The organism is Vibrio sp. 10N.222.54.A3 (assembly GCF_041474095.1).
GTDB lineage: Bacteria > Pseudomonadota > Gammaproteobacteria > Enterobacterales > Vibrionaceae > Vibrio > Vibrio crassostreae_C.
The window spans coordinates 1-600 of sequence record NZ_JBFRTN010000203.1; the positions used below are offsets into that span (position 1 = coordinate 1).

General features: G+C 36.2%; 1 protein-coding gene. It reads right to left on the minus strand.

What is annotated here, in order from left to right; translation table 11 throughout:
• Positions 1-526, minus strand: a 526-nt coding sequence (locus AB4507_RS23020; RefSeq protein WP_372183491.1) for a molecular chaperone TorD family protein, incomplete at its 3' end; no start/stop codon positions are given.
• Positions 527-600: the final 74 nt, after the last annotated feature.

Here is a 600-nt window from a genome sequence, read left to right on the forward strand (position 1 = left end):
ATTCAGATATTAAGTACTTAAACCAATCTATTACATCAACCGATAGCTTTTTATAAAAAGATAACTCTGATGCTTTATTTAGTTTTTCTAAATAAACAGAAGACCAAGTTAATAAGTGACCCTCAAGCAATTCACCGGCTGAATTAATATTATTATTTTCTAACAAATACGCATGAGCGAATAACATTAAACCAAATTGATCTTCCGGCTCTCTTAACCCAGTGTCTAATTCAATCTGATTCAATTCTAAAAACTGGCGATACTCAACCGTAGAAGCACCAAACACAACGCGGTCTTTATCTAGGTACACAGAACCCCAAGGCGGAGCTGGCATGTCTCCAACGCCTTCAAACAGGCGGCTGAACTCTGCTGCGAGCGCATCTTCGTCTTCGCTTCTTAATGCCTGCAAGCATTCTTCAGAGAGTACTTCGCTCTCAACCAAAGCTTCGACAATGGTGATTAACTGTTCTTTACTTGTCGCTTGATAAAATAGCGAACCCAACAATTTATGCGTATCGATAATCATTATTATTTATACCGTTATAGGTTTAAAGATAATTATATTAATTAACTCATTTCATTCTTTGATCTATTTTATAC